General features: G+C 64.3%; 19 protein-coding genes and 1 pseudogene. 14 read left to right on the forward strand and 6 right to left on the reverse strand.

What is annotated here, in order from left to right; translation table 11 throughout:
- Window positions 1-16: 16 nt before the first annotated feature.
- The 6 genes and pseudogenes from A2J02_RS03180 to A2J02_RS27065 form a co-directional block, all read right to left on the reverse strand.
- Entirely contained in the window at window positions 17-1,036 is a 1,020-nt protein-coding gene (locus A2J02_RS03180) for an NADP-dependent oxidoreductase (protein WP_068046665.1), read from the reverse strand.
- A 32-nt stretch (window positions 1,037-1,068) separates the two neighbouring features.
- Entirely contained in the window at window positions 1,069-2,088 is a 1,020-nt protein-coding gene (locus tag A2J02_RS03185) for an ABC transporter substrate-binding protein (protein ID WP_068046921.1), read from the reverse strand.
- Between the two features lie 40 nt (window positions 2,089-2,128).
- Window positions 2,129-4,321: a 3-hydroxyacyl-CoA dehydrogenase NAD-binding domain-containing protein gene (locus A2J02_RS03190; protein ID WP_068046669.1), complete on the reverse strand. Its 2,193-nt coding sequence runs from the start codon at window positions 4,319-4,321 to the stop codon at window positions 2,129-2,131.
- Window positions 4,322-4,357: 36 nt separating this feature from the next.
- Entirely contained in the window at window positions 4,358-5,569 is a 1,212-nt protein-coding gene (locus A2J02_RS03195) for an acetyl-CoA C-acetyltransferase (RefSeq protein ID WP_068046672.1), read from the reverse strand.
- A 39-nt stretch (window positions 5,570-5,608) separates the two neighbouring features.
- A complete protein-coding gene (locus A2J02_RS03200) occupies window positions 5,609-5,986 on the reverse strand; it encodes a hypothetical protein (protein ID WP_068046924.1) in 378 nt (125 codons plus the stop codon).
- Window positions 5,987-6,055: 69 nt separating this feature from the next.
- Window positions 6,056-6,352: pseudogene (locus A2J02_RS27065) on the reverse strand (nuclear transport factor 2 family protein); the annotation flags it as partial.
- A 91-nt stretch (window positions 6,353-6,443) separates the two neighbouring features.
- Here A2J02_RS27065 and A2J02_RS03205 point away from each other — a divergent pair.
- From A2J02_RS03205 to A2J02_RS03270, 14 genes are all read left to right on the forward strand, one after another.
- The gene (locus tag A2J02_RS03205) at window positions 6,444-7,577 is read left to right on the forward strand and encodes an acyl-CoA dehydrogenase family protein (RefSeq protein ID WP_068046675.1); all 1,134 of its coding nucleotides are present in this window, start codon (window positions 6,444-6,446) and stop codon (window positions 7,575-7,577) included.
- A gap of 104 nt (window positions 7,578-7,681) precedes the next feature.
- On the forward strand, window positions 7,682-8,470 hold the full coding sequence (locus A2J02_RS03210; protein ID WP_032366859.1) for an enoyl-CoA hydratase/isomerase family protein: 789 nt from the start codon (window positions 7,682-7,684) through the stop codon (window positions 8,468-8,470).
- A 48-nt stretch (window positions 8,471-8,518) separates the two neighbouring features.
- Window positions 8,519-8,908, forward strand: a complete 390-nt coding sequence (locus A2J02_RS03215; protein WP_068046677.1) for a Zn-ribbon domain-containing OB-fold protein — start codon at window positions 8,519-8,521, stop codon at window positions 8,906-8,908.
- Entirely contained in the window at window positions 8,905-10,056 is a 1,152-nt protein-coding gene (locus A2J02_RS03220; protein WP_068046680.1) for a thiolase family protein, read from the forward strand. Before A2J02_RS03215 ends, A2J02_RS03220 begins: the two co-directional genes overlap by 4 nt.
- Window positions 10,057-10,081: 25 nt before the next feature.
- Window positions 10,082-11,290 (forward strand): acyl-CoA dehydrogenase family protein, encoded by a 1,209-nt coding sequence (locus tag A2J02_RS03225; RefSeq protein ID WP_068046683.1) that lies wholly within the window; start codon window positions 10,082-10,084, stop codon window positions 11,288-11,290.
- Complete coding sequence (locus A2J02_RS03230; RefSeq protein WP_068046686.1) at window positions 11,287-12,246, forward strand: phosphotransferase family protein; 960 nt, start codon at window positions 11,287-11,289, stop codon at window positions 12,244-12,246. The genes A2J02_RS03225 and A2J02_RS03230 overlap by 4 nt, the downstream gene beginning before the upstream one ends.
- A 30-nt stretch (window positions 12,247-12,276) precedes the next feature.
- Window positions 12,277-13,479, forward strand: coding sequence for an acyl-CoA dehydrogenase family protein (locus A2J02_RS03235; protein ID WP_068046689.1), 1,203 nt, complete (start codon window positions 12,277-12,279; stop codon window positions 13,477-13,479).
- The gene (locus A2J02_RS03240) at window positions 13,476-14,234 is read left to right on the forward strand and encodes an SDR family NAD(P)-dependent oxidoreductase (RefSeq protein ID WP_068046692.1); all 759 of its coding nucleotides are present in this window, start codon (window positions 13,476-13,478) and stop codon (window positions 14,232-14,234) included. Before A2J02_RS03235 ends, A2J02_RS03240 begins: the two co-directional genes overlap by 4 nt.
- Window positions 14,235-14,277: 43 nt before the next feature.
- A complete protein-coding gene (locus A2J02_RS03245; protein ID WP_068046695.1) occupies window positions 14,278-15,036 on the forward strand; it encodes an SDR family NAD(P)-dependent oxidoreductase in 759 nt (252 codons plus the stop codon).
- Window positions 15,036-16,028: an alcohol dehydrogenase catalytic domain-containing protein gene (locus A2J02_RS03250; protein ID WP_082899474.1), complete on the forward strand. Its 993-nt coding sequence runs from the start codon at window positions 15,036-15,038 to the stop codon at window positions 16,026-16,028. The genes A2J02_RS03245 and A2J02_RS03250 overlap by 1 nt, the downstream gene beginning before the upstream one ends.
- A gap of 80 nt (window positions 16,029-16,108) precedes the next feature.
- Window positions 16,109-17,626, forward strand: a complete 1,518-nt coding sequence (locus tag A2J02_RS03255) for a class I adenylate-forming enzyme family protein (protein WP_094639732.1) — start codon at window positions 16,109-16,111, stop codon at window positions 17,624-17,626.
- Between the two features lie 42 nt (window positions 17,627-17,668).
- The gene (locus tag A2J02_RS03260; protein WP_068046703.1) at window positions 17,669-18,292 is read left to right on the forward strand and encodes a TetR/AcrR family transcriptional regulator; all 624 of its coding nucleotides are present in this window, start codon (window positions 17,669-17,671) and stop codon (window positions 18,290-18,292) included.
- 69 nt (window positions 18,293-18,361) lie between these two features.
- Window positions 18,362-18,697: an EthD family reductase gene (locus A2J02_RS03265; RefSeq protein ID WP_068046706.1), complete on the forward strand. Its 336-nt coding sequence runs from the start codon at window positions 18,362-18,364 to the stop codon at window positions 18,695-18,697.
- On the forward strand, window positions 18,694-19,710 hold the full coding sequence (locus A2J02_RS03270; protein WP_068046709.1) for an MBL fold metallo-hydrolase: 1,017 nt from the start codon (window positions 18,694-18,696) through the stop codon (window positions 19,708-19,710). Before A2J02_RS03265 ends, A2J02_RS03270 begins: the two co-directional genes overlap by 4 nt.
- Window positions 19,711-19,725 lie beyond the last annotated feature (15 nt).

Below are 19,725 nucleotides of genomic sequence, written 5' to 3' on the forward strand. Positions count from 1 at the left end.
CCGGTGCGTCAGAGGTTCACAGTCGGCACAGCGTCTTTCCGCTGGTTCGTCCGTTGAGTAGATCGACCAGTGCGGCGGAGGCGTGCTCGAGGCCGTCGTAGATCGATTCCTCGTAGATCATGGTTCCGTCGGTCAGTCGGCTTCCGACAGTGGATCGCATCGTGTCGTAGAGATGGCCGAACGAGCCGGCTCGAAACCCTCGTACCCACAAGCTCTTGGCGGTGATCTGAAACAGGTTCGACGGCAACGTGTTCGATGACTCGTAGGTGGAAATTGCGCCGCACATCGCGACCCGTCCTTGGGGTCGGAGCGCGTCGAGGGCGGCGGTGAAGTGAGAACCGCCTACGTTGTCGAAGTATGCGTCGATCCCGTCCGGGGCAGCCCGCGCGAGCAGGCTGTCCATGTCACCGTCGTGGTAATCGAACGAGCGGGAGGCTCCGAGGGTATCGACCAGGTGATCGGCCTTGCGTCGGCTGCCTGCGGACGCGATCACCGTGCACCCGTGATGGGCGGCGAGTTGGGTAGCGATACTGCCGACTGCTCCTGCCGCGGCGGAGATCCAGACGGTGTCGGACGGTCGAAGGTCCATGACCTCGAAGAGGCCGACATAGGCCGTGAGGCCGGAACTGCCCAGCGGGCCGAGAAACCACTGTTGTGGCCAGTCGAGGGCGTCGATTCTGGTGAGCGTGCCCGCGCCGCCCAGCCCGCCGGCCGCGGCGGAGACCACTGCGAAGTCGCGGTAGCCGTGCATGTGTGACACCAAATCTCCGGGCCGAAAATTGTCGTGCCGTGACTCGACGACGATGCCGAGTGCCAACCCCACCAGCGCGTCTCCGATCCGGAGCGGTGGGAGATATCCGGACGGTGCCGATTCACCCAATCGCAGACGAATCGACGGATCTATCGAGAGCCACGTATTTCGTACCAGCACTTCGCCATCGAGCAGTGGGGCGAGCGGGATGTCCGTCAGCTCCAGCTGTTCGGTCGTGAGTTTTCCGCTCGGAAATGAGGTGAGGCAGAGGGTTCGGCTGTTCATGGTCGCGCTGGGCTTCCTTCGAGTCCGAGATTTCAGTTGAACTTGCTTTCCCACTCCTGTTGGAACTGCGAGACCTTCTCGGGCGTCAGTGAATCCGTATCGGGCAGCGGGATGTTCTGGGCCGACGCGACCGAGTTCTCGATGTCGGGCAAGGCGCTGCCGTAGCCTTTCGACAGAGCGCGCTGCCCGTCGGCCGACACCATGAAGTCGGCCAGCACTTGTGCGGCATTGGGATGCGGAGCCGAGGACAACACGTGGGAGTAGTACGGCGCACCCCACGCCGGATCGGGAAGTGTCCACTCGACGGGTGCGCCTGCGTCCTTCTCCCGGACCAGTGGCGGCACCATCGGCGATGCGGCGATCTCACCGGAGCTCAATGCCTGAGCGACGGCCAGCGCGCCCGGGTAGACCCGAGGTTCCTGCGCAGCGAGCTTGTCCAGGAAACCGCCACCGGTCCAGTTCTCGTCGAAGAATCGGTACTCGTCGACAACGGCGGCGAACCCGGCAGGATTCACGACGCCGATCCGGCCTTTCAACGCCGGATCCAACAGGTCCTGCGGGGAGGAAAGCCCGGCAGGAACTGCATCGGTGTTCCACCCGAGCGCAAATATTGCTGCGCTGGTGAGGAAGAACGTATCGTTCAGCACGCTGGTCGACCGAGCGTACGCCGAGTCGTCGAAGGCCGGCCCGACTATCGTTGTCGAGTAGGTGCCCGATTCGGACGCAGTCGCGATCCACGCGGGATCGGTCGACATGTGTACGTCGGCCGTTCCACGACCGGTCCGGGCTTCGGTCTCCACCCGCGGGTTGAGCTCGACGTCACTGCCGCGCGTGAACTCGAGATCGATGTCGGGATACTTCGACTCGAAAGCGGTCTCCAGTGTCGCGAGGTTCGCGGGATGCTGACTGTAGTACAGGTGCACGGTCCCTTCGGCACCGGCCGCGGCCACAACGTCGTCCCATGTGCCCTGTACCGGTCCGGATTCGGCTTCCTGCGAGGATTGCCCGCACGCCGCAGCAACGAGAGTCACTGCGGCAATTGCGACGGACATCACCGATCGACGTAGTGCGTTCACAGCATTCTCTCTTCGTTCAGGACGCGAGTGTATGGACACGCTCTCCGCGCGTTGCTCTGTTCACCAGAGACTGGGGTGGCTCGAAGTGAGCCCCGTACTTCGAGGCCAATTCTCGTGCTCGGTCGACGAAGCCGGGCAGCCCGCCGTCGTATTGATCGATGTACTGGATGACGCCCCCGGTCCACGACGGGAATCCGATACCCAGCAGCGACCCGATGTTCGCATCGGCCACGCTCGTCAACACACCTTCGTCGAGGCATTTGACCGCCTCGATCGCCTCGGCGAACAGCATCCGTTCCTGCATGTCCACGAAAGGAATTCGAGTCGAACCCGAATCGAAAGACGTGCGTACGCCCGGCCAGATCCCGGTTCTCGTGCCCGATTCGTCGTAGCTGTAGAAACCGCCGCCGCCGGCACGCCCGGGACGATCGAGTTCTCCGACCATCTTGTCCATCACCGCATCCGAGCCGTGTCGGCGAGGCGGCTTGCCTTCGCTCGCCAGCGCGCGTTCGTTCTCCTTGCGGATCCTCTGCGACAGAGACAAAGTCACTTGGTCCATCAACTGCAGAGGTGGGACGGGGTAGCCGGCCTGCGCACCCGCTTGCTCGATGAATACCGGGTTGACGCCCTCGCCGACCGCGGCCATCGCTTCGTCGAGGAACGCGCCGATCACCCGTGAGGTGAAGAACCCACGACTGTCGTTGACGACGATGGGGGTCTTGCCGATCCGGAACACGAAATCGACGACCTTGGCCACTGTCGAGTCCGAAGTCTCTCGGCCACGGATGATTTCGACCAGGGGCATCTTGTCGGCAGGGGAGAAGAAGTGGATTCCGATGAAATTCTCGGGTCGGACGACGCCGTCGGCCAAGATCGAAATGGGAAGCTGGGAGGTGTTGGAGCCGAGGACGATATCGGCGGGAACGATACCGTCGAGCTCCCCGAACACCCGATTTTTGACGTCCACGGATTCGAATGCCGCTTCGATCACGAGATCGGCTGCGGCGCAGTCGGCCGCGTCCGCGGTCGGCCGGATCCGGTCGAGCAGTGCCGCCGACCTCTCGGCCGTCGTCGACCCCCGCTCGAGGGCTTTCGCTTCGAGCTTCTCGGCGTAGAGTTTTCCGCGGTCAGCAGCGGCCTGGTCGAGGTCTTTCAGTACGACCTCGATACCGGCCCTGGCGCACACGTAGGCGATGGCGGCACCCATCATTCCTGCCCCGACGACCGCTACGGTACGGGCGGTGAACGTGTCGTGGCCGGCCGGGCGTGACGTGCCGCGTCGGATGGTCTGCATGTCGAAGAAGAACGCACGAATCATGTTCTGTGCGACTCGATCGGTCATCAGAGAGACGAAGTAGCGGGTCTCGATGCGATCCGCGGTGTCTACGTCGACCGACGCGCACTCCGCTGCGGCGGCGAGTATCGCCCTCGGTGCCGGGGCGGGTGCGCCCTTGAGCTGCTTACGCAGCAATGCCGTTGCGGCCAGCAGATTCTGAGCAACGGCAGGATCGGTCGGTCCACCACCGGGAATCTCGAAACCCTTGACGTCCCACGGCTGCACAGCCGACGGGTTCTCGGCGATCCACGCCTTCGCCGCCGGAATCAACTCGTCCACACCGGCAACGGTGGCGTCGATCAGCCCGAGCTTCGTCGCGTCGGCCACCGAGTGCTGCTGGCCTTTCGTCAATACCTTCGCCAGGGCGGCATCGATTCCCATCAGCCGGATCGTTCTGACGATCCCGCCGCCCCCGGGCAACAATCCGAGCGTGGCCTCGGGGAGACCGATTCGGGTGCCCGGCAGGTCCGCTGCGATGCGGTGATGGGTGTGCAACGCAATCTCGAAGCCGCCGCCGAGAGCTGCGCCGTTGATCGCGGCCACCACGGGGCGACCGAGAGTCTCGAGCCGTCGCAGAACGCCCTTGATCCCGTCGATCCGTTCGGTCAAGGCACGTGCGACGTCGCGCTTGTCTGCATCGCCGGGGTCGGCCGTCATGTCGCCCAGATCGCCGCCCGCGAAGAACGACTTCTTGGCCGAGGTGATCACGACACCGGTGATGTCGTCCTTCTCGGCTTCGAGCCGCTCGACAGTGGCGGCCATCGACGCGATGTACGTATCGTTCATCGTGTTCGCGCTCTTGCCTGCGTCGTCCATCGTGAGTACGACGATGCCGTCGGAACCGCGTTCCCATCCGATCATGTTCTCGCTCATGTTTTCTCGTATTTCTCTGTGTCGACGATGGGCAGTTCAGAGGCGTTCGATGACGGTGGCAACACCCATGCCGCCGCCGATGCACAGGGTGATCAGGCCGTAGCGGCCACCGGTTCGTTCCAGTTCGTCAAGCACGGTGCCCACCAGAATTGCGCCGGTGGCCCCGAGCGGGTGGCCCATCGCAATCGCTCCGCCGTTGACGTTGGTCTTCTCGTGCGGGATGTCGAGGTCCTTCATCCACTTGAGCACCACGGAGGCGAATGCCTCGTTCAGCTCGAACACGTCGATGTCGTCCACGGTCAGGCCCGCTCGCTTCAACACGGCCACCGTGGCCGGGGTCGGACCGGTGAGCATGATCGTCGGTTCGCTGCCGACCTGAGCGGTGGCCACGATGCGGCCACGGGGAACCAGGCCTGCGCGTGCTCCGGCCGCGTCGCTACCGATGAGAACCAGGGCGGCACCATCGACGATCCCCGACGAATTACCGCCGGTGTGAACATGATCGATGCGTTCGACATCGACGTACTTCTGCAGCGCTACGTCGTCGAAACCCGCGGCTTTGCCCAGCGCGGCGAAGGCCGGCTTCAATGTGCCCAGGCTGCCGGTGGTGGTTCCCGGGCGCCGGTGCTCGTCGTGGTCGAGCAGGGTGACGCCGTTGAAGTCCTCGACCGGAACGACGGACTTCTTGAAATAGCCTGCACTCCAGGCGGCCTCGGCGCGTCGTTGGGACTCCGCCGCGTAGGTGTCGACGTCGTGACGAGAGAAACCCTCGACCGTAGCGATCAGGTCGGCACCGATTCCCTGCGGAACGATGTAGAGGTCGTATGCGGTGGCCGGGTCGGTGAACAGGGCACCGCCGTCGCTGCCCATCGGTACCCGAGACATCGACTCGACGCCGCCGGCGATCACCAGATCGTCCCAGCCGGACGCGATCTTCTGGGCGGCCAGGTTGGTCGCTTCGAGCCCGGACGCGCAAAAACGATTGATCTGGGTGCCGGGGACCGATTCCGGGAGGCCCGCCACCAATGCGGCTGCGCGCGAGATGACCGCGCCCTGTTCTCCGACAGGAGAGACGACGCCGAGGATGACGTCGTCGATGTCGGATGGATCCATATCGGGGAATCGAGCCCGGAGCTCGGTGATCAACCCCGCGACGAGGTCCACCGGCTTGGTGCCGTGCAGCGATCCGTTGCGCCCCTTGCCTCTCGGGGTACGAATGGCCTCGAAAATCAGTGCTTGCTCAGGCATCTCGCTCTTTTCTTCTCTGTTTCGCGAGCCGATCGGCTCCTAGTCGAACGCCAATTCCGGCGTGCGGGCGATGAGCAACCGTCGGACGTGCCCGTTGTCGTCGAGTTGGGCCGAGGCGTTGAACGACGCCTCGAAGGCTCCGTCGCGGGTGGTCCGTCCCAGCACCATCTCGGTGCCGTCGACCGACGCGCCGCGATCGAGATGATGAATCAGGGTGCTCTTCTCGCGTTGCTGGAGGTAGGCGACGAGCCCGTCGCGGTCGCCCACGAACTCGGCTGCCTCGCCGTGTCCCTTGGAAAACTGCACGGACATACGGAAGTCCGCCGAGATCATGGTCAGGACCCGATCCGGGTCGTCGGAATCCATGTACTCGAACCAGCGCTGGAGAGTCGGCGTCGGTTGCATGTTCGAGTTCATCGACGATCCTTCATCGGTATCGAGGAGGGCGAATTCGGCATCGAACGAGACCTGGTACCGGTCGATCAGGCCGTCCGAGCGCATGTGCATGACCCCGACGAAATAGCCCGTGGTCCGATCGCCCTCGGTCACCGCGCCGTGTACGAATTGCAGGTCGTGGTCGACGGACGATCGGAGAACTCGGTGCTTTCGGTCGACGGGAGGCCGACCCGCCAGGTATTCGAGCATGGCGGCCCGTCCGGTCTTTCGATTGGCCCCGCCCGGCAGGATCATCGAGAAGGCGACGTCCTCGGCGAGCATCGCAACCGCCTCGTCCAGGTGCCCGGCGTCCAGGGTGGCGTAATACTCCACAATCTCCAATGGCATGAATTGAACTTAGTTCAGGCAAACCCTGTTTGTCGAGCGTTTCACCCGTTAGAGTTCGCACAAGAATTGAATTCAACTCGAGTGGAGCGACATGACCTCATCTCACCGCGACGCACAAGTCCCCTGGCCTCGTTCGGAGCCGCCGGCGCTGACGCCCGGCAGCGAGCAGGCCGAGATACGCGAGACCATCCGTGGCGTGCTCGCCAAGTACTCGACGATCGAGCAGGTGCGCGCCGCTGCGGACTCTGCCCCTGGCTACTCGGTCGAACTGTGGAAACGCCTGGTCGACGACATGTCCGTAACCGCCATGGCTGTTCCGGAGGAGTCGGGTGGACTCGGCTACGGCATGGTCGAGCTCGGCATCGTTCTGGAGGAATGTGGTCGCGCTCTGGTTGTCGAACCCGTCTATCAGCATGCGGCCGTCGGCGTTCGCGCCATGATGGAGGCGGGTAACTCAAACCTGCTCGAGGGAGTTCTCGGCGGCACCACGGTTGCCGCAGTGAGCGCACTGACCGCCGAGTCCGACGACGTCGATGCCGACCGGACCGACGACGGGTGGGTCCTGAGCGGACAGGTGCGGTTCGTCGTCGGAGGTGGAGCAGCCGATCTCGTGGTCGTCAGTGCCCGATGCCCGGACGGCGTCGCACTCTTCGGCGTGTCTGCGAAAAGCTTTTCCGCGCTGCATGATCGACGCGTCGTCGACTCCACAAGGCGACAAGCGGACGTTTCGTTCGACCGCGCCCCGGCGACGCTTCTGGTGCCGGCCGAGAAGGCCGGCGACGCAATCGCGCGGATACAGGACGTGGCGACTCTGGCGCTCGCGTGCGAGAACACCGGTATCGCCGACGCCCTACTGCAGATGACTCTCGATCACGTCGAGACGCGTCATCAGTTCGGCCGTCCCATCGGTTCGTTCCAGGCGATCAAACACCGGTTGGCAGACATGTTGATCGAACTCGAGCGGGCCAGATCGGCCGCCCGGTATGCCGCTGCGGTGCACGACGAGGATCCCGACGAGGCCCGTCTGGCGATTGCCGTCGCGGGTGCTGTGTGTGGCGACGCCGCGGTGCACGTGGCCTACGAGGCCGTGCAACTGCACGGGGGAGTGGGGTTCACGTGGGAGCACGCTGCACACAGTTACTTCCGCCGAGTTCTGGGAAACGAAGCGCTGCAGGGGGATTCGCGGGCACATCGGGCGCGGATCGCCGATTTCCTTGCCGTGTAGACCGATTGCTGCGGTCGCCGGGGATCGGCTATTGACGCCATCGCCTCGATGATCAATACTGAAGTGAATCCAGTTCAAATTGCACACTCTCGAAAGGCTGTCACATGATCGACACCGACCACATTCTGTTGGAGAAGGACGGCGACGTCGCTCGCGTCTGGCTCAACCGCCCGCACAAGAAGAACGCTGTCACAGTAGAGCTGCTGCATCGTCTGGACGAGATCATCGTCGAGGTGGACAACGATCCGAACCTCAAGGTTCTCGTGCTCCGCGGAGTCAACAACACCTTCTGCTCGGGCTTCGACCTCGACGAATTGCTGTCGGACTTCATCGGCACTACTACCGCAATGGACGTCGCCGTCCTGTCGGCGAAGGTGTGCGATCGTCTGTACTCCATGAACACTCCCTCCGTTGCGGTGCTCGAGGGTTACGTCACCGCCGGTGGATTCGAACTGATGATCTCGTGCGACTTCGCTATCGCGGCGGACGACGCAAGAATCGGCGACTTCCACATCCGCCGTGCATTGTTCGGTGGTGCCGGCCCGATCTACCGCCTGCCCCGCATGATCGGTATCCGGAAGACCAAGGAACTCATGCTGACCGGCAAGCTGCTCTCGGGCACCGAGGCGGTCGACTTCGACCTGATCAATGCGTCCGCGCCGGCCGAGGACCTCGACAAGACCGTCGACGAGTTCATCGGGAACCTCACTGACAAGAGCCCGTTCATGATGAAGCTGACCAAGATGTGCATCGACCGCGGTCTGGATGCAGACATCCAGTCGCTCATGGTCATGGAGCATCTCGCAGTCGGCAATGCGCTCCAGTCCGAGGACGGCAAGGAGGGCGTCACCGCATTCCTCGAGAAGCGTGAGCCCAAGTGGGTCGGGCGCTGATCCGCACCACGTCCGCGTTCTGACCGAACAGCCCGAAAGGCAGCATCAATGGAGCAGGCAACGGCCGTCGCACTCGAGGGCAGCAAGTGCACGGTGTGCAGTACCGTGGCTTTCCCCGCGAGTGAGATGTGCAGCAGGTGTGCCACACCCACTGCGGAGAACATCACCCTGAGTACGCGAGGCAACCTGTGGGCCTACACGATTCAGCGTTTCGCGCCCAAGTCTCCTCCATACGTGCCACCGGTCGGAGGGTTCGTGCCCTTCGCAGTCGGCTACGTGGAACTGCCCGAGGGCATCAAGATCGAAGCGATCATCGACTGTGAGAGCTTCGACGAACTGGATGGGGCACCGGTGCGTCTGACGTCCACCGTGCCGGTGCCCCGATTCGCGGTCGACACACTCGGTCCGCGACCGGAATCGACAGGAATGACGCAGTGACACAGAATGTCTCGATCATCGGTGCCGGTCTGTCCAAATTCGGACGCCAGCCAGGAGTGTCCGGTCGTCAGATGGCCGTCACCGCGATCGGCAGCGCGTTGCGCGATGCCGGTCTGGCCTGGCCGGATGTGCAGGTCGCGTTCGGTGGTAGCGACGGCTCGGGTCTCGCCGATACTCTCGTCGCCGAACTCGGGTTCACCGGTATCCCGTTCACCAACGTCAAGAACGGTTGCGCAACAGGCGGAAGCGCGTTGTTCTCGGCCGTCAACGCGGTGCGTTCGGGCTCCGCGGACGTCGCCTTGGCGGTGGGTTTCGACAAACATCCGCGCGGCGCTTTCGATCCACGACCGGCCGAATGGGGACTACCCGACGGCTACGGCGAGGCCGGCTTGATGGTGACCACTCAGTTCTTCGGTGCCAAGATCTCCCGGTACATGCGGCGACACGACATCTCGAGTCGGACGCTGGCCCTGGTCGCCGAAAAGGCCTACCGCAACGGAGTTCTGAACCCCAATGCCTGGCGTCGGGAAGCAATGGATGCCACGACCATCGCCGAAGCCGACATGGTCAACGATCCGCTCACCCGTTACATGTTCTGCTCGCCGGGTGAGGGGGCAGCAGCGATCGTCGTTGCCAGCGAGGAATACGTCGAGCGTGCGGGTGGTCGTCCGATCAAGCTCGCCGCCATCACCCACCGGACCCGCCGGTTCGGATCCTTCGAGGTGTTCAGTCCGTCCATCCAAGGTGAGGGCGAGCCGACGAGTGTGAGCGCCGACGCTGCACGCGCAGCCTTCGAGCAGGCCGGTATCACCCCGCAGGACGTAGACGTCGCGCAGCTTCAGGACACCGAGAGCGGTGCCGAAATCATGCACATGGCCGAATGTGGGTTCTGTGAGCCCGGCGAGCAGGAAGTCCTGATCGCGGCGGGGGAAACCGACATCGGTGGGCGACTGCCGATCAACACCGACGGTGGATGCATCGCGAACGGAGAACCCATCGGGGCCTCCGGTCTCCGCCAGGTGCACGAGATCGTCACTCAGTTACGTGACGAGGCCGGCGAACGCCAGGTGCCCGGCAATCCGCGAGTGGGCTTCACCCACGTGTACGGCGCACCGGGCATCAGCGCCTGCACCGTGCTGACAGTCTGACACGACACGAACCCGAGGCAATACAGTGACACAAGGAACGATTTTGGGCATCGGTGAATTCACCGACCAGGCAACGGAGTGGTTGAAAACCGTTGCAGCACCGCGAACAGACTCCATCTGGGGCGTCGGTCCCGACACGGTAGCCGTGTTCGAGAACTGGACCGCGGAGGAAGAGCAGGCGCACACCGACGAAATCGCTGCGTACGAGCAGTCGAAGTTCGATGCCGGGTGGGGCGCGTTGAACTCACCGATCGAGTACGGCGGTCGCGATCTGCCACTGTCGTACGTACTGGCATTCAAACGCGTCGAGGACATGTTCGACGTGCCGAAGAGGACCGAGATGTTCTCTGTCACTCAGCAGTTGGTGGCACCCACCATCGCGCAGTGGGGCACCGAACCGCAGCGGACGAGGTTCGTCCGCGCGATGCTTCGTGCCGACGTCATTGCATGTCAGTTGTTCTCCGAAACCGAGGCCGGTTCCGACCTCGCGGCGGTACGGACACGAGCGGCGCAGGCCGACGACGGCTCATGGACGATCGACGGGCACAAGGTGTGGACGTCGGGGGCGCGGGTCGCGGACTACGGAGTCGCTCTGTGCCGCAGCGACTCCACCGTCGCCAAGCACGCCGGTCTGACCATGTTCCTGATCCCGATGGACGCGCCGGGGGTGGACGTACGCCCCATTCGTCAGATGACAGGGGGAAGCTCGTTCAACGAGGTGTATCTCGACGGCGTGCACCTGAGCGACGACTACCGGCTGGGTCCGGTCGGCAAGGGCTGGCAGGTCGCACTGACAGTGCTCGCGGCCGAACGTCTCGACGGCGGAAACCTCGGCCTGGCGAACGCGGATCGCGCTGTGGCCCTTGCCCAGAACCTCGGCCGCGAGCTGACCGAGATCGAGCGCGACGCCGTGGCCGATCTGGTGACACGTAGTTTCGTGCAGCGAATCGGCAACATGAGAGTGGCCGGTGCCGTCATCGCCGGCAACGATCCAGGTCCGGAAGCATCGTTGGGAAAGCTCCTGGCCACCGACACGATGGCCAGGACCTCCGAAGTCGCGCGCTTGCTGCTCGGGCGTGAACTGACGTCCGACTCGGGAGGGTGGGGCACGTTCGCGTGGTCCGAGCACCTACTCGGGGCCCCGGGATATCGAATTGCCGGCGGTACCGACGAGATTCAGCACAACATCATCGCCGAGCGTGTGCTCGGTCTGCCGAGAGAGCCACGACCGTGACCGAATCCTCACTGCGCACTCGTGTGACCGCCGCGCTGCATGCCGAGCTGGGCGTCACCGTCAGTACATTCGAACCGCTCCTCGGCGGCCATTCCGGATTGACGTATCGAGTGGGAACGTCCGACGGCGACTTCGTCGTCAAGGCCGTCCCGGAGGGTCAGCGTTCGGTCGGGCGGCACGACATGCTCCGGCAGGCATCCATTCTGCGTGCGCTCGCCGACACAGACGTGCCGGTACCGGCAATCGTGGCGGTCGATGAGCAGGAGCCGGCGTGGTTCGCGATGGAACTCGTCGTCGGTGAATCACTCGAACCGGTCCTGGACGACCCCGAGGTGGAATCGAGCATCGCTGCCGCTCGCATGCGGCGAGCCGCAGAGGTGCTGCCGGCATTGCATGCCGTGCCGCTCGAGCGCATTCCCGATACGGGCGACACTCTCTCGCCGGCAGACGAATTGGACCGATGGTCCAAGACGCTCGCTGCGGTTCCGGTGGAACTCGTCGAGGGTGCCGACGAGCTGGTTCGACTGCTCCGCCGAGACATTCCGACCGCGATCACACCCACACTCGTCCACGGGGACTATCGGTTGGGAAACATCATTTCCGACGGTCTCGAGCCGGCGGCTCTGATCGACTGGGAGATCTGGAGCGCAGGTGATCCACGCGTCGAATTGGGATGGTTTCTCGTCTTCGCCGACGGCACCAATTTTCCCGGTGTCGGCCGCGACGTGCCCGGTCTGCCCAGTACCGACGAACTGATCGCCTGCTATACCGGAAGCGGTCCGGCGCTGCCGGACATGACATGGTTCGACGCCCTGGGACGGCTGAAGATGGCGGCGATCATGGGCCACAACCTGCGTCGGCACCGCGAGGGGCGGCACATCGACCCGGATCAGGAAAAGCTGCCCGCGACCATCCGCAGGTTGATCGACACCGGCACCGCATTGCTCGCGCGCTGACGCACCATCACTCGACAGGAGCACACGGAAGTGGACTTTTCCTACTCACAGCGGACGGCCGAATTGTCGGCCACGCTCGAGACATTCATGAACGATCACGTCTACCCGGCCGAGAGTGTCTACGACGCTCAGATCGCCGCGAACGACAATCCGCACGAGCAACCGCAGATCATGCGGGATCTGCAGGCACGCGCTCGCGATCTGGGGCTGTGGAACCTGTTCATGACCCACGACGACCTCGGTGCCGGGCTGACCAATCTCGAATATGCGCCGCTCGCCGAGATCGTGGGCCGTTCCATCATCGGGAACGAGGCGATCAACTGCTCCGCACCCGATACCGGCAACATGGAAATTCTGGCCATGTACGGCACGGAGGCGCAGAAGGAGCAGTGGCTGAAGCCGCTGTTGGACTGCTCCATTCGCTCTGCGTTCGCCATGACCGAACCCGATGTCGCCAGCTCGGACGCCACCAACATCACCTCGACCATCACTCGCGACGGGGACGAGTACGTCGTCAACGGCCGAAAGTGGTACACCTCCGGCGTTCTCGATCCCGACTGCAAGCTCATGATCTTCATGGGGAAGTCGGATCCGGACAGTTCCACCTACCGCCGGCAGAGCATGATTCTGGTTCCGGCCGACGCCCCCGGCGTAGAGGTAGTGCGCGACCTACCCATGTTCGGGTTCCAGGATCGTCTTGGGCACGGCGAAGTTCAGTTCACCGACGTGCGCGTGCCCGCTGCCAACATGCTGGGCGAGGAGGGTGACGGATTCGCCATCGCACAGGGGCGACTCGGCCCCGGCCGCATGCACTACGCCATGCGGGCAATCGGCATGGCCGAGCGCGCTCTTGAAATGATGTGTCGGCGCTCGCTCGTTCGGCAGGCATTCGGCGGACCGTTGTCCGATCAAGGTGTGGTGCGTGAGTGGATTGCCCGCAGCCGCATGGAGATCGACCAGATCCGGTTGTTGGTGTTGAAGTCGGCCTGGTTGATGGATACCGCCGGAAATGCCTCGGCCCGTTCGGAAGTGGCTGCCATCAAAGTGGCAGCGATGGAGGTGGCCCACAAGGTCGTCGACCGAGCGGTGCAGACCTACGGCGCGGCCGGAGTCAGCAACGACACCATTCTCGCTCGGCTGTATGCCATCACCCGAGCTCTGCAGATTGCCGACGGCCCCAACGAAGTCCATTTGCGGACCATCGCCCGACTCGAGGTGAAGAGGTACTCATGAGCACACCGAAATTGAGCGGCAAGGTCGCCTTGGTGACAGGAGCGAGCCGTGGCCTCGGTCTGGCGATCGCGCGCGGACTGAAGGACGCAGGCGCGACGGTCATCGTGTCGAGCCGCAAGCTAGACGCCTGCGAGAGTGCAGTCGCGAGCCTGGGCGACTCGGGCCCGGGCAGCGCACATCCGTACGCGCTGCACGTGGGGCACTGGGACAGCATCGAACCGGCCGTCGACGACATCATCACGCGATTCGGTGGCCTGGACATCGTCGTCAACAACGCCGGGATCGCGCCGCTGGCCGAGAACCTCGTGTCGGTTACCGAAGGACTGTGGGACAAGACGATCGAGGTCAATCTCAAGGGTCCGTTCCGGTTGATGGCCGTGGCCGGGAACCGGATGGCGGCTGCGGGAGGTGGATCCATCATCAATATTTCGAGCATCGGTGCCGAGCGACCAAGCCCACCCGAGGCGATGTATGCAGCAGCCAAGAACGGGCTCAATGCGCTGACCCGCGCGTTCGCCCAGGAATACGCGCCCACCGTGCGCGTCAACTGTGTGATGCCCGGCGGTTTCGCCACCGACATGTCGGAGAACTGGGACGAGGAGTTCATCGGCAAGATTGTCGATCGGCTCCCGGCCGGGCGGCTGGGGCGGCCCGACGAGCTCGCCGGATTGATCACCCATCTCGCCTCGGACGACGCCGGGTACACGACGGGCGCGATCATCCCGGTCGACGGCGGCCGAACCTCCGTCTACTGACCGATCACTCGTATTGTCCGACAATCAGTTTGGAAGTGGACACATGACCCAGGACATGTTCTCGCTGACCGGTCGCGTCGCTGTGGTCACCGGTGCCTCGTCGGGGCTCGGCCTCGGTTTCGCCCGGGCTCTAGCCGCGGCAGGAGCCACGGTGTACGCCGCCGCGCGACGGCTCGACCGCCTCGAAGCGTTGTCGGCCGAGATCCCGGCCATCGTGCCCGTTCGGTGCGACGTCACCGACGACGGAGACCGAAAGGCTCTCGTCGACCGTTGCTTCGAAGAATCCGGCCGGCTCGATGTCTTGATCAACAATGCCGGAAAGCCCGGCCCTCCCAACGCCGAGGACGAGACATTGGACGGTTTCCAGTCCATCCTCGACGTCAACCTCGTCGCCGGTTTCCATCTGGCCACGTACGCGGTGAGCAAGATTCCGAGCGGTACCGCGACCTCGATCATCAACATCTCCTCGGTGATCGGCCTGGTGTCCACGGCTCCCATCGGGGGTGCAAGTTATGCGGCGTCGAAAGCCGGCACGCTCGGCCTCACCCGTGAACTCGCCGGTCAGTGGGGTCGTCGAGGCGTTCGCGTCAACGCCGTGGTGCCGGGGTGGTTCGATACCGAGATGACCGATGGCCTGTTCACCAACGACAAGTCCGCAGGGTGGGTGCGGCGAAACACCATGCTCGGACGCGGCGGCGTCGACGGCGAGATCGACGGTGCCGTGCTGTTTCTGGCCTCGGACGCCAGCTCCTACATGACCGGTCAGACCTTGGTGGTCGACGGCGGATGGACTGCTCGCTGATGTTGGCCGTGCAGGTCCGCGAGTGGGGGAGCGCACCGGAGTTCCGGGAGGTGCCGAACCCGGTGCCGACCGGCCACGAACTTCTGCTTCGGGTGGATGCCGCCGGATTGTGCGGATCCGATCTGCACGTGATGAGCTCGAGCGCAGAGACTTTCGACTACGACCTGCCGCTGACTCTGGGGCACGAAGTGGCCGGAACGGTCGTCTCGGCGGGACCGTCGGCAGACCCTTCGTGGATCGGTCGCGCCGTTGTCGTACACGGAATCTGGAGCTGCGGAACGTGCCCGAACTGCCTGCGGGGCAGAGAGAACTACTGTCGCAGCCTCGCTCGGCGTCCCGACGGTCGGCTGGCCCCCATCGGAAACGGTCTGGGGTACCCGGGCGGCATCGCGGAGCTGATGCTGGTGCCGTCCGAGCGCGTACTGGTTCCGATCGGTGATCTCGATCCTCTCGGTGCCGCGCCTTTGGCGGACGCGGCACTGACCGCGTATCACGCCATTCGCACCAACTCCGCCGTGATCGACGACCGAAGCAACGTGGTCGTGATCGGAGTCGGCGGTCTCGGCCACCTTGCCCTGCAGATCCTGCGCACCATGCGCGTGCCGCACATCATCGCGATCGATTCCAAGGCCGAGGCCGGTGCCCTGGCCGAGTCCTCAGGAGCGCACAAGTTCTACGATTCCGTTTCCGCTGCGGCGCAACGGGTCGAATCACCGAACGGTGCGGATCTCGTCCTCGACTTCGTCGGCGCGCCGACCACGACCGCGCCTGCGGCCGACTTGCTTCGTTCAGGTGGGTCACTCGTGGTGGTAGGAAGTGCCGGCGGTCGACTGACAGCCGGGAAGGACGTCGGTCTGGCCGCGGGATGGACAGTGGATGCGCCGTTCTGGGGTACGCGTGCCGATTTGGAAGCCGTTGTCGCACTTGCGCAGGACGGCCTGCTGCGCGCTGAAATCACCACCTTCCCCTTCACCGATGCGATCTCGGCATAGGACCGGTTGCGGGATGGATCCGTCACCGGCCGTGCAGTTCTCGACATGAGCGCATCACGTACCAGGAAAGAGTCACACCAGTGAAACGGCTTGCTCGCGAGATGGTCATCCGCGCCGAACAGACCCCCGATGCCGTCGCAGTCGTCGACGAGGACGGCAGTCACACGATCCGGACCGTGGTCGAGGCGGCGACATCCCTCGCCGACGTGTTCGGCGGTATCGACCCCAGCCCGCCGACCGTGGTGATTCAGGCGGACAACACCTGGGGCACCGTCGCGGCTGCGCTCGCAGTCGGTCTCGCCGGCGGTGTGGTTGCGGTGGTCAGCCCGCATGCAACGGAGTCGGAGTTCGCGCTGGCACTCGAGGACATTCGACCGGACGTCGTCGTGGGAACGTCCGAGACCCTGCGTCGTTGGGGTGTGCCCGACGACCGATTTCCCGTGGAGAAGCCCGTCTTCGGCCCTTATCGCGTGCGGGCATCGAATGCACCGTTCGCCTCCGTCGCCCGATGGAACGGAGGTGATGCGATCGCGATGACCTCGGGTTCGACCGGCCGGCCGAAGTGCGTGGTGCAATCCGAGGACGCCATCAGGTATGCGGCTCGATCCACAATCGATGCCGTCGGCCTCCGCCCGGGTGAGGCGATCGGTGCCTTCGTTCCGCTGTCGTCGGTTGCCGCATTCTGCTTCGGAATGTATCTGCCTGCGCTACTGGGAGGTCCGATGGTCGCCATCGGGAAGTGGTCCCCGGAGGCGGCTCTGCGGGCAGCGAAGGAACACCGGATTGCCTGGACGATGCTGGTACCGACCATGGCGCTGCAGCTCTCGGTCGCACCGAACTCCGAAGGCGCGCTGGACACGATGCGCGCCATGACGGTCGGCGGCGGACCGATGAACGAGCGCGCGCTCGCCAAGGCCGAACAGTGGCTGCAGACCACGTTCCTACGGGTGTTCGGAATGTCCGAGTGCCTGGGGCACACCACACCTGCTCTCGACGACCCGACGTCGATCCGCCTCGGACGCGACGGTCGGCCGTTTCCCGGTACCACCGTGCGGGCCGTCGGCTCGGACAGCCGTCCGCTCCCCGCGGACGATATCGGTGCCGCCCAGGTCAAGGGCCCGTCGCTGTTCGTCGGGTACGCCCGAGCCGGGACTCCGGTCCCGCCCGAGTTGACGCCCGACGGATTCCTTCCGACCGGTGATCTCGTGGAGGTCGCGTCGGACGGTTCGATTCGTGTGATGGGTCGGCAGAAGCAGATCATCATCCGCGGCGGACGCAACATCGACATCAACGAGGTCGAGTCGGCCATCGCATCGCTGCAGTCCGTGGTGCAGGTGTGTGTCGTTCCGGTGCCCGACGATCTGCTGGGGGAGCGCGCAGCAGCTCTCGTGGTCACCGGTGGTGAGGACCTCGGACTCGACGACGTCACGGCGCAGCTGGCACACGACGACTTCCCCAAGTCGAAGTGGCCGGAGTACGTCTTCACCGTCGCCGACTTACCGCAGAATCGTGTCGGCAAGCTGTCCCGGCCCGATGCGACGGCGCTGGCTCGACAGCTTGCGGCCGCAACTGACTCGAATTCACATCGAAAAATGTAAACTCCCACCGGAGGGTTGTACGTTCTATCAGTAGGGGCAGTCATGACCGTAGGAACCGATGTTCGGCGCGAGAGCCCGCGGTCCAAGCGAACGCGCATTCTGACGGCGGCAATAGACCACTTCGGCAAAGTGGGATACGAGCACACCAAGTGGGCGTCCATCGCCGACGAGGTCGGTATCGGTCAGACCGCGCTCTATCACTACTTCGAATCCAAAGCGCACTGCTTGCTGACGATCATGCGCATCGAACTCGCCGACTCCGCCGCCCGTTTCGTGGCGGCCACCGACGGCGTGACGCATGCCGAGGATGCACTGCGCGCGGCGATTGCCGCGTCGTTGGCGGCATCTCCTCAGGACGCATTGGCCCGTCGCATTCTGCACAACCACATGGACCTCTTGGCGACCGAACGCCAGTCCGCGAAGGAAGAGGCCGAACGGGTCGAGTGCCGTGAACTCGTGCAACGGATCGAAAAGAACTGGACCGCATTGATCGTGCGGGGGATCGAGGCGGGCCAGTTCGCGGAGTCGAATCCGACGATGTCTGCGCGTTTGGTGCTCGCTCTGGTGGTCAGCGTATGGCGGTGGTACCGGCCCGACGGCCGACTGACCATCGACGACATCACTGCACTGGTGACGGACGCCGCCATCCGAGTGGTCCGCAAGTAACAGCGCGAGCTGTATCTGCAGCGGACCTTTACCCTCTTTTGAACTGAACAGAATTCACTTAGGAGAGAAATGTACAATTTGGTACTCGTAGCCGCCCGTCCGGAAGAGTGGACGCACGAGCAGTTCATCACGTGGTGGCGCGGGGAGCACGCCGATGTCACGTACCCCCTGCCCGGCTTGCTCCGTTGGCAGCACACCGAACTACTCGAAGCATTCGGGAGCAAGTCCAATGGGTGGGACGGGCTGTCGGTGCTCAGCTTCGAGTCGCGCGACGCGCTCGAGGCCGCCTTGGCCAGTGACGAGTGGAAAGCCGCTGTCGACCACGTCGGGACCATGGGTGGTCGACGGATGATGTGGTATGGCGACGAGAAGACGATGGTGCCTCTCGCGAGCGACGCGGGATGACCTCGTCGTGGGCCGATCCAGGCTGTTTTGCAGTGGCAGACGGCGTCCATCGCGTTCCTCTGCAGATGCCTCAGGACGGTCTGCGCGCGATCAATGTCTACGTGCTGGAGACTCATACGGGGCTGGTCCTGATCGACGGCGGTTGGCACCGAGCCTCCACCCACGACGAGCTCGTCGACGCCTTGCGTCGCATCGGACGTCGGCCGTCCGAAATTCACGACGTGTACGTCACCCACGTGCATCGTGATCACTACACGTTCGCCGTCGAGCTGCGTCGTCGATACGGAACCCGGGTGCATCTCGGTGCCGCAGAGGCACCGGGCATCGAAGCGATCGGTCGGTTGCGCAGCAACGTGCCGGTCAGCTCGATCCGTGAACTCGAGCGAGCGGGCGCGTTCGAGATCGCTCGCACCGCCTCCGAGAGCGGGAAGGCCGAACCCTTCGACGCCTCGGACTGGGAGCTACCGGACGCGTGGTTGCAACCCGGTCCCGTCGACATTCCCGGCCATGCGGTTGTCGCTGTACACACCCCCGGGCACACCAAGGGTCACATGGTTTTTCACGACACCGACCGGAACGTGTGCTACACGGGAGACCACGTTCTGCCCACGATCACGCCGTCGATCGGGTTCGAGCTCGGTGAGTGGGACCTTCCATTGGGCAAGTACCTGACGTCGCTGACCGCGATGCTCGACGAACCGGACCGGGCGATGTTGCCGTCGCACGGCCATCCGGGTGCCGGCGTGCACGAGCGCTGCCGGCAGTTGCTCGAACACCACGATCGCCGTCTCGCCGCTACCGAGAGCGGCGTCGAATCTGCTGCTCGGGCAACCGGGGTCGACGTGGCGGCCGGCCTGACGTGGACTCGGCACGATCGATCGTTCGCCAGCCTGGACAGCTTCAACCAGATGGTGGCGACCTGCGAGACGCTGGCGCACCTGGACGTTCTGGTCCAGCGCGGCAGACTGTCGGCGCGGACCTCCAACGGGGTGGACTTCTTCACCACCTGCTGAAGCATCCGCCCCGAG

Origin of the sequence: Rhodococcus sp. EPR-147, from assembly GCF_001647185.1 — a bacterium.
In the GTDB taxonomy this organism is placed as follows: domain Bacteria; phylum Actinomycetota; class Actinomycetes; order Mycobacteriales; family Mycobacteriaceae; genus Rhodococcoides.